At 64.3% G+C, this 8084-nt stretch carries 11 protein-coding genes; 6 read left to right on the forward strand and 5 right to left on the reverse strand.

Going from position 1 to position 8084, the window contains the following annotated elements; translation table 11 throughout:
• Positions 1-96: 96 nt before the first annotated feature.
• The gene (locus PYV55_RS16135) at positions 97-252 is read right to left on the reverse strand and encodes a hypothetical protein (RefSeq protein ID WP_275853264.1); all 156 of its coding nucleotides are present in this window, start codon (positions 250-252) and stop codon (positions 97-99) included.
• Positions 253-322: 70 nt separating this feature from the next.
• Here PYV55_RS16135 and PYV55_RS16140 point away from each other — a divergent pair, with 70 nt between their 5' ends.
• Positions 323-574, forward strand: coding sequence for a type II toxin-antitoxin system Phd/YefM family antitoxin (locus tag PYV55_RS16140; protein ID WP_275853266.1), 252 nt, complete (start codon positions 323-325; stop codon positions 572-574).
• Positions 571-825, forward strand: a complete 255-nt coding sequence (locus PYV55_RS16145) for a Txe/YoeB family addiction module toxin (RefSeq protein WP_114483676.1) — start codon at positions 571-573, stop codon at positions 823-825. Before PYV55_RS16140 ends, PYV55_RS16145 begins: the two co-directional genes overlap by 4 nt.
• Positions 826-1051: 226 nt before the next feature.
• Here the strand turns inward: PYV55_RS16145 and PYV55_RS16150 are convergent, their stop codons facing one another.
• From PYV55_RS16150 to PYV55_RS16165, 4 genes are all read right to left on the reverse strand, one after another.
• Positions 1052-2068, reverse strand: a complete 1017-nt coding sequence (locus tag PYV55_RS16150) for an NAD(P)H-dependent glycerol-3-phosphate dehydrogenase (protein WP_275853269.1) — start codon at positions 2066-2068, stop codon at positions 1052-1054.
• A gap of 55 nt (positions 2069-2123) precedes the next feature.
• Positions 2124-2570 (reverse strand): protein-export chaperone SecB, encoded by a 447-nt coding sequence (secB, locus tag PYV55_RS16155; protein WP_275853271.1) that lies wholly within the window; start codon positions 2568-2570, stop codon positions 2124-2126.
• Between the two features lie 154 nt (positions 2571-2724).
• On the reverse strand, positions 2725-2994 hold the full coding sequence (gene grxC, locus PYV55_RS16160; protein ID WP_275853273.1) for a glutaredoxin 3: 270 nt from the start codon (positions 2992-2994) through the stop codon (positions 2725-2727).
• Between the two features lie 28 nt (positions 2995-3022).
• Positions 3023-3427 carry a rhodanese-like domain-containing protein gene (locus PYV55_RS16165; protein ID WP_275853275.1) on the reverse strand — a complete coding sequence of 135 codons (405 nt, stop codon included), beginning with the start codon at positions 3425-3427 and terminating at the stop codon, positions 3023-3025.
• A gap of 79 nt (positions 3428-3506) precedes the next feature.
• Here PYV55_RS16165 and gpmA point away from each other — a divergent pair, with 79 nt between their 5' ends.
• The 4 genes from gpmA (at position 3507) to PYV55_RS16185 (ending at position 7661) form a co-directional block, all read left to right on the forward strand.
• Positions 3507-4250 (forward strand): 2,3-diphosphoglycerate-dependent phosphoglycerate mutase, encoded by a 744-nt coding sequence (gene gpmA / locus PYV55_RS16170; RefSeq protein WP_275853277.1) that lies wholly within the window; start codon positions 3507-3509, stop codon positions 4248-4250.
• Between the two features lie 176 nt (positions 4251-4426).
• A complete protein-coding gene (locus PYV55_RS16175) occupies positions 4427-5896 on the forward strand; it encodes a S41 family peptidase (protein ID WP_275853279.1) in 1470 nt (489 codons plus the stop codon).
• 64 nt (positions 5897-5960) lie between these two features.
• Positions 5961-6758, forward strand: a complete 798-nt coding sequence (locus PYV55_RS16180; protein WP_275853280.1) for a HesA/MoeB/ThiF family protein — start codon at positions 5961-5963, stop codon at positions 6756-6758.
• Between the two features lie 69 nt (positions 6759-6827).
• Positions 6828-7661, forward strand: a complete 834-nt coding sequence (locus PYV55_RS16185) for an oxygen-binding di-iron domain-containing protein (protein ID WP_275853282.1) — start codon at positions 6828-6830, stop codon at positions 7659-7661.
• Positions 7662-8084 lie beyond the last annotated feature (423 nt).

The raw sequence follows: 8084 nt of genomic DNA on the forward strand, positions 1-8084 counted from the left end.
TGCCCCAAGCCTTTCATTTGGACCAAGAGCGCCAAGGACATCCTGCAGAAGGTCATCCGGGCAAACTCGCGGTTAAGTTCTAAACAGAATGAAACACTACACTAGGAGCCTGTCGGACTTTGGGCGTCGATAGCGAGAATGCGCCGCAGCGGCCCATTTTTTACCGTCTTCTTGCCCCATAGTCCCGCTATGGGGCGGCGAATCAGGCAAAAACTGGCCTCGCTGGGGCACCTTCTCGCTATCGACGCCCAAAGTCCGACAGGCTCCTAGACAAGGGGGCGGTCATCATGTACAGTGAATCGTACACATAAGGAGCCCCAAAATGGATGCGATTACCTACACGACGGTCCGAGCGAACTTGGCGAGCGCGATGGACCGCGTTTGCAACGACCACGAAGCGTTGATTATCACGCGCAACGGAGAGCAATCGGTTGTGATGCTCTCGCTTGAAGATTACAAGGCGCTGGAAGAAACCGCCTATCTTCTGCGCACGCCGGCCAACGCAAAGCGTCTTCTTGCGGCGGTAGCGCAACTGAACGCTGGCAAGGGTATTGAGCGGGAGCTGGCCAAGTGAAACTGGTCTTCGCAGACGAGGCATGGGAAGACTACTTGTATTGGCAGAAGCAGGATCGAAAGATGGTGGAGCGGATCAACAAACTGATTCGCGAGACGCAGCGTGAACCTTTCAGCGGTGTCGGAAAGCCAGAGCCACTGAAACATGCCCTCTCAGGATTTTGGTCACGCCGCATCACGGACGAGCACCGCATGGTGTATCGGGTTGAGGGCGAGCAAATCCAAATAGCTCAGTTGCGTTTCCATTACTGAGACGCCAACGTTTGAATTCAGCGGACGCCGCTTGCGGCGGTCCGCTGGAATGAGAGGTTAGGTGTCCATTGGGCGAAGCGGTTCATCCGGTTTCATGGCAAGCGCCACCCTGCGGAGATTGGCGCCTCAAGTGGAATCGTTTTTGACGCACTTGACTGTCGACGGTCAAGGCACGCAGCGGCGCGCGCACGGCCGGGGCTTGGGATAGCGCTCTGTAGCGCGGGGATCACCCGCGCTCGGGCTCGGCGCGCGGTTCGCGCTCCATGAGCAGCGCGACGGCGTCGGCGGCGTGCAGGCGGCCGTCGAGCAGGGCCACCACGGTTTCGGCAATGGGCATTTCCACCCCCAGGCTGCGCGCACGCTGCACGGCGGTGTGTGCGCTGTAAACGCCCTCGGCCACGTGGCCGAGCGAGGCCACGGCCTGCTGCAGGCTCTGCCCCTGCGCGAGCAGCAAGCCCACGCGGCGGTTGCGCGAGAGGTCGCCCGTGGCCGTGAGCACCAGGTCGCCCACGCCCGCGAGGCCCAGAAAGGTTTCGCTGCGCGCGCCCAGCGCCAGGCCCAGGCGCGTCATCTCGGCCAGGCCGCGCGTGATCAGCGCGGCACGCGCGTTCAGACCCAGTTGCAGGCCGTCGCACAGGCCCACCGCGATCGCGAGCACGTTTTTCACGGCACCGCCGATTTCGACACCGATGAGGTCGTCGTTCGCATACACGCGCAGGCTGGGGCCGTGGAAGGCCTGCACCAGCGCGTGGCGCACCGCTTCATGCGCGCTCGCGGCCACCAGCGCCGTCGGCTGGCCGTGCGCAACCTCCTGCGCAAAGCTCGGACCACTGAGCGCACCTGCTTTCAAATCAGGAGCTACCTGGGCACATATTTCATGGGCCAGCAGCCCAAAAGAGTCTGAATCCGCTGGCGCGGCCTCGAAGCCTTTGCACAGCCAGGCAAGCGGCACCTGGCAATCGCGCAGCAGCGCCAAAAACGAACGCAGCGCGGCCATGGGCGTGGCGACGATGAGCAGATCGGCATCGCGCGCGCACTGCAGCGCGTCGCCTTGCGCCAGTGCCAGGTTTTCGGGCAGCGGCACGCCCGGCAGATAGCGCAGGTTCTCGCGCCGTGCCTGCATGTCGGCGACCTGCTGCGCGTTGCGCGCCCACAGCGTGACCGCATGCCCCGCAGGATGGCGCGCCGCATTCATGGCCAGCGCCGTGCCCCAGGCGCCGGCGCCGAAAACTACTATTTTCATAGCTACTTGCGCTTGTTGCATCAGCGCAAAAGGCCAAAATGATGAAAATTCGCGCTTACTGCGCCATGCCACCAGCGGCCTGCACCTGCTGCTGCTCGTACATGGCCTGGAAGTTGATTTCCGCGAGGTGCACGGGCGGAAAGCCGGCGCGCGTGACGATGTCGGCAACGTTGCCGCGCAGGTAGGGATAGACGATCTGCGGGCAGGCGATGCCCAGCACCGGGCCCATCTGGTCTTCGGGCAGGTTGCGGATTTCAAAAATGCCGGCCTGCTTGGCTTCGACCAGGAACACCGTGCGGTCGTCGATGCGCGTGTGCACGTTGGCCGTCACGGCGACTTCGATGATGCCGTCGCTCACGGGCGTAGCTTCGACGCCGAGCTGGATGTCCACCGTGGGCTGGCTCTGGTCGAGCAGGATGCCGGGCGAGTTGGGCTGCTCGAGCGACATGTCCTTGAGATAGACGCGCTGAATCTGGAAAACGGGGGTGTCTTGGTCGGCCATGGTGGGGTCTTTTCGTGAAAGTGAAGCGAAACGATGCCCGCCGGGGGCGAATGCCACGGCGGGCGGGCGGGTTGGGCGTATGCGCCGGCATCCGCGCCGGCGCATTATGCAATCGCGGCGTGTCTGTACCGCATCATGCCGCGGCACAGACAGTTCAGGCCACCGGCTGGCCCTCGAGCAGCGGCATCAGGCCGCCGCGCGCGTCCAGCGCCACGAGGTCGTCGTGGCCGCCCACGTGCGTGTCGCCGATGAAAATCTGCGGCACGGTGCGCCGGCCGGTGATCTCCATCATGTGCTGGCGCGCGGCGGGGTCGGTGTCCACGCGGATTTCCTCGATCTGCTGCACGCCCTTGGACTCCAGTATCTGCTTGGCGCGCACGCAGTAAGGGCAGACGGCGGTGGTATACATCTTCACGGCTTGCATGGTGGTCTTTCGCTCAAAAATGGGGGGATCAGGCTTTTTCGACCGGCAGCCCGGCCTCGCGCCAGGCCTTGAGGCCGCCGGCGAGCACCTGCGCGTTCTCGTAGCCGAGCTTGCGCGCGATGGCCGCCGCGCCGCGCGCGCGCATGCCGCTCGCGCACACCAGCACCACGGGCAGGGACTTGTTCTTCACCACGCCCGGCAGGCGCTCCTGCAGCTGCGCGAGCGGCACGTTCTTCGCGCCGTTCACGTGCCCTGCGGCAAATTCGCCGGGCTCGCACACGTCGATGAGCACGGCTTTTTCGCGGTTCATGAGCTGCACCGCCTGCTGCGGCGAGATGCCGCCACCGGCATTGCGCAGCATGGGCAAAAACAGCAAGCCGCCCGAGACCAGGGCGATGAAAATCAGGTACCAGTTGTCGATGATGAATTGCACAAAAACTTCCTCAGGGGGTCAGGATCGGCGGGATTCTAAAATGCTTGGTTTTGACCCGTTCACTGGCCCGCAAGAAACCATGCACAAACTCGTCCTGATCCGCCACGGCGAATCGCTGTGGAACCTCGAAAACCGCTTCACCGGCTGGACCGACGTGGACCTCACGCCCACGGGCGTCGCGCAGGCCATGTCTGCAGGCAAACTGCTGCGCGCCGAGGGTTACGCATTCGACCTGGCCTACACCAGCGTGCTCAAGCGCGCGATCCACACGCTGTGGTACTGCCTCGACGAGATGGATTGCACCTGGCTGCCCGTGGTCAAGAGCTGGCGCCTCAACGAGCGCCACTACGGCGCGCTGCAGGGCTTAAATAAGGCCGAGATGGCCAAGCAATACGGCGACGAGCAGGTGCTGATCTGGCGCCGCAGCTACGACACCCCGCCGCCCGCGCTCGATCCCGCCGACCCGCGCTGCGAGCGTGCCGACCGGCGCTACGCGGACCTCGCGCCCCACGAGGTGCCGCTGACCGAATGCCTCAAGGACACGGTGGCGCGCGTGCTGCCGTTCTGGAACGACACCATGACCCCGGCGATCCGCGCCGGCCAGCGCGTGGTGGTCGCGGCGCACGGCAACTCGATCCGCGCGCTGGTGAAGTACCTCGACGGCATCTCCGACGCCGACATCGTGGGCCTGAACATCCCCAACGGCATCCCGCTGGTCTATGAACTCGACGCCGAGCTCAAACCCCTGCGCCACTATTACCTCGGTGATGCACAGGCCGTGGCGCAGGCAGCTGCTGCCGTGGCCGCGCAGGGCAAGGGCTGACGGTACTGACGGTACTGACGGTACGCAGGGGTGTAAACCCGCAGTAAAACCAGCGCAAATAGGCCCTGCGACACGGCAAATGCAGGTGAAAACCCGCACAATGTGGGCCGCCTTGGCAATTCACTTCATTTCTCGGATTTCACCGCAGCACGCTTCGGATCGGTAAAAGGTTTTTTATGGGCCACAAACTCAAAATCGCAGGATGGATCTCGGTGGGCGCACTCGCCGGGGCGCTCACCACGGTGTCGCTGCAAACGATGGCGCGCAACGCCATGGCGCCGCTGCCGCTCGAGGAAATCCAGCAGCTCTCGGCCGTGTTCGGCCTGATCAAGACGGACTACGTCGAGCCCGTCGATGACAAAAAGCTCATCACCGACGCGATCTCGGGCATGGTGAGCGGGCTCGATCCGCATTCACAGTATTTCGACAAAAAATCCTTCAAGGAATTCCGCGAAGGCACCTCGGGCCGCTTCGTCGGCGTCGGCATAGAAATCACGCAGGAAGACGGGCTCGTGAAGGTGGTCTCGCCCATCGAAGGCTCGCCCGCGTTCCGCGCCGGGCTCAAGACCAACGACCTCATCACCAAGATCGACGACACCGCCGTCAAGGGCCTCGCGCTCAACGAGGCCGTCAAGCGCATGCGCGGCGAGCCCAACACCAAGGTCACGCTCACCATCTTTCGCAAAGACGAGAGCCGCACTTTCACCGTGACCATCACGCGCGAGGAAATCAAGACCCAGTCGGTCAAGAGCAAGATCGTCGAGCCCGGCTACGCCTGGGTGCGCCTGTCGCAGTTCCAGGAGCGCACGGTGGAAGACTTCGTGCGCAAGGTGCAAGAGATTTACCAGCAGGAGCCGCGACTCAAGGGCATGGTGCTCGACCTGCGCAACGACCCCGGCGGGCTGCTCGACGCGGCCGTGGCGATTTCTGCCGCCTTCCTGCCTGCAGACGTGACCGTGGTCAGCACCAACGGCCAACTGCCCGAGAGCAAGGCCACCTTCAAGGCCTCGCCCGAGTTCTATGCGCGCCGCGGCAGCCCGGACCCGCTCAAGCGCCTGCCCGTGGCGCTCAAGACCGTGCCGCTGGTGGTGCTGGTGAACGAGGGCTCGGCCTCGGCAAGCGAGATCGTTGCGGGCGCCCTGCAGGACCACAAACGCGCCGTCATTCTGGGCAGCCAGACCTTCGGCAAGGGCTCGGTGCAGACCGTGCGCCCACTCGGACCGGACACGGGCATCAAGATCACCACGGCGCGCTACTACACGCCCAGCGGCCGCTCCATCCAGGCCAAGGGCATCGTGCCCGACACCATGGTGGACGAGTCCGAGGACGGCAATCTGTTCGCCGCACTGCGCGTGCGCGAAGCCGACCTCGACAAACACCTGGGCAACGGCCAGGACGGCGCTAAAGGCAAAGATCCTTCCACCGACAAGGCCCAGGAGCAGGCGCGCGAACAAGCCCGCGAGGAGGCCCTCAAGCGCCTCGAATGTGAGGCCAAGAAGCCCGAGGCCGAGCGCAAACTGCCCGAATTCGGCAGCGACAAGGACTTCCAGCTGCAGCAGGCGCTGAACCAGCTCAAGGGCCTGCCCGTCAAGGTCAGCAAAACCCTGACCGAGCGCAAGGAAGAAAAGAAGGACAAGGACGAATAAGTCCGCGCGCGACCGGCCGGCGCCCGTGGCGGCGCGGCCTTTTTTGCCTGCCACACGCCCCGCCATGACCGACGAGCAACTCCTGCGCTATTCGCGCCACATCCTGCTCGACGAGGTCGGCATCGCCGGCCAGGAGCGCATCCTCGCGGGCCACGCACTCCTGATCGGCGCCGGCGGGCTGGGCTCGCCCGTGGCGCTGTACCTCGGCTCGGCCGGCGTCGGGCGCATCACGCTGGTCGATGACGACGTGGTCGATCTGACCAACCTGCAGCGCCAGATCGCCCACACCACGGCGCGCGTGGGTCAGCCCAAGGTGCAATCGGCCGCACAGGCGATCACCGCGCTCAACCCCGAGGTGCAGGTCACGCCCGTGCAGGCGCGCGCCGACGCCGCGCTGCTCGCGCGCCTCGTGCCCACGGCGTCGGTGGTGCTCGACTGCAGCGACAACTACGCCACGCGCCAGGCCGTGAACGCCGCCTGCGTGCGCCATGGCGTGCCGCTCGTGACGGGTGCGGTGATCCGTTTCGACGCGCAAATCACCGTGCGCGATCCGCACGATGCACTATCGCCCTGCTATGCCTGTCTGTTCGCACCCGACGCCGCGCCGCAGGAAGCGCACTGCTCGACCATGGGCGTCTTCGCCCCGCTCGTGGGCGTGATCGGCGCCATGCAGGCGGCCGAAGCCCTCAAACTGCTCGCGGGCGTGGGCCCTTCGCTCGCGGGGCGTCTGCTGATGCTCGCCGGACGCAGCATGGAATGGAGCAGCCTGCGCGTGCCACGCCAGGCAGACTGCCCGGTATGCGGCACGCAGGCCAGGCATGCGCAAGGAGGTGCGGGGCAGGCTTCAGGCCATAATGATTGATATCGATCTATCGCCGCGCGCACGAGCGCCCTACCATTTTCGACTCTTATCCGAAAATCGAGTACCCACATGACCCCCCTGGAGCTTTACCGCGACCCCAAGCACGCCTGCCTGATGTTCACCGACCTCATCGAGGAGGACGGGCAGGCGGTGCAAGCCAACCAGTTCCTGATCGTGGACGACGACACCGGCGCCGTGATCGACCCCGGCGGCAATCTGGCCTTCAACGAACTGTTCATGGGCATGACGCGGCACTTTCCGCCGCACAAGCTGTCGTACCTGATCGCGTCGCACGCCGACCCGGACATCATCGCCTCGCTCGATCGCTGGATGACCAGCACCAAGGCAAGCCTCGTGATCTCGCGCCTGTGGGAGCGCTTCGCCCCCCACTTCACCAAAGTGGGCAAGACTGAAAACCGCGTGATCGGCGTGCCCGACAGCGGCGGCCACCTGCCGCTGGGCCGGCACGAACTCGTGATTTTGCCCGCGCACTTCATGCACGCCGAAGGTAATTTCCACTTTTACGATCCGGTGAGCCGCATTCTGTTCACGGGTGACCTGGGCGTTTCGATGATGTCGGGTGCCGAGGCGCGCGTGCCCGTGACCGACCTGCAGGCGCACATCCCGCGCATGGAGGCCTTCCACCGCCGCTACATGGTGTCGAACAAGATCCTGCGCTTGTGGGCACGCATGGCGCGCCAGCTCGACATCGCCATGCTGGTGCCGCAGCACGGCGCGCCCATCATGGGCAAGCAGGCGATCAGCGACTTTTTCGACTGGATCGAAAACCTGATGTGCGGCATCGACCTGTTCGACGACCGCGCCTACCAGTACCCCACGGCCTTCATAGACCCGGTCTCGCGTCAGATGCGCCCCCCGGCGCTGCGCTCGGTCAATGGCTGATTTCGCATAAAAAAGGCCTTATTCACCCGGCAACTAAGTTTTGCTCTGTGGCATAGCTCGCCCGCGGGCCCTTGAACCCAGATTGTTCATGAGGACACGGGATGATGGCGAGGCGGCTGGCGAGGCAGTTTGGTCACGGATGAGGAGTGCATGGCCGGAGCCATGAACGACGAAGCCGCGGCCAAAATGACCGGCAAACGTCCACCAGCGCCCGCGTAGGTGCGCAGCACCGCCTCATGGACAATCTAGTGTAGTGTTTGATGCTTGATGCGACAAATAAAACCGATGGATTTTTGGTCTGGGCAAGGCGCAAACCGCAGCCCGCGCTCAAAGTCCAAGTGCAACACTCTCTTTCGGAGAAACTGCTGCATGCCCAAAACCTACTCACACCTCAGCCTCGAAGAGCGTGCCTTGATGCAAGTC

Source organism: Extensimonas soli (assembly GCF_029211265.1).
Lineage (GTDB): Bacteria > Pseudomonadota > Gammaproteobacteria > Burkholderiales > Burkholderiaceae_C > Extensimonas > Extensimonas soli.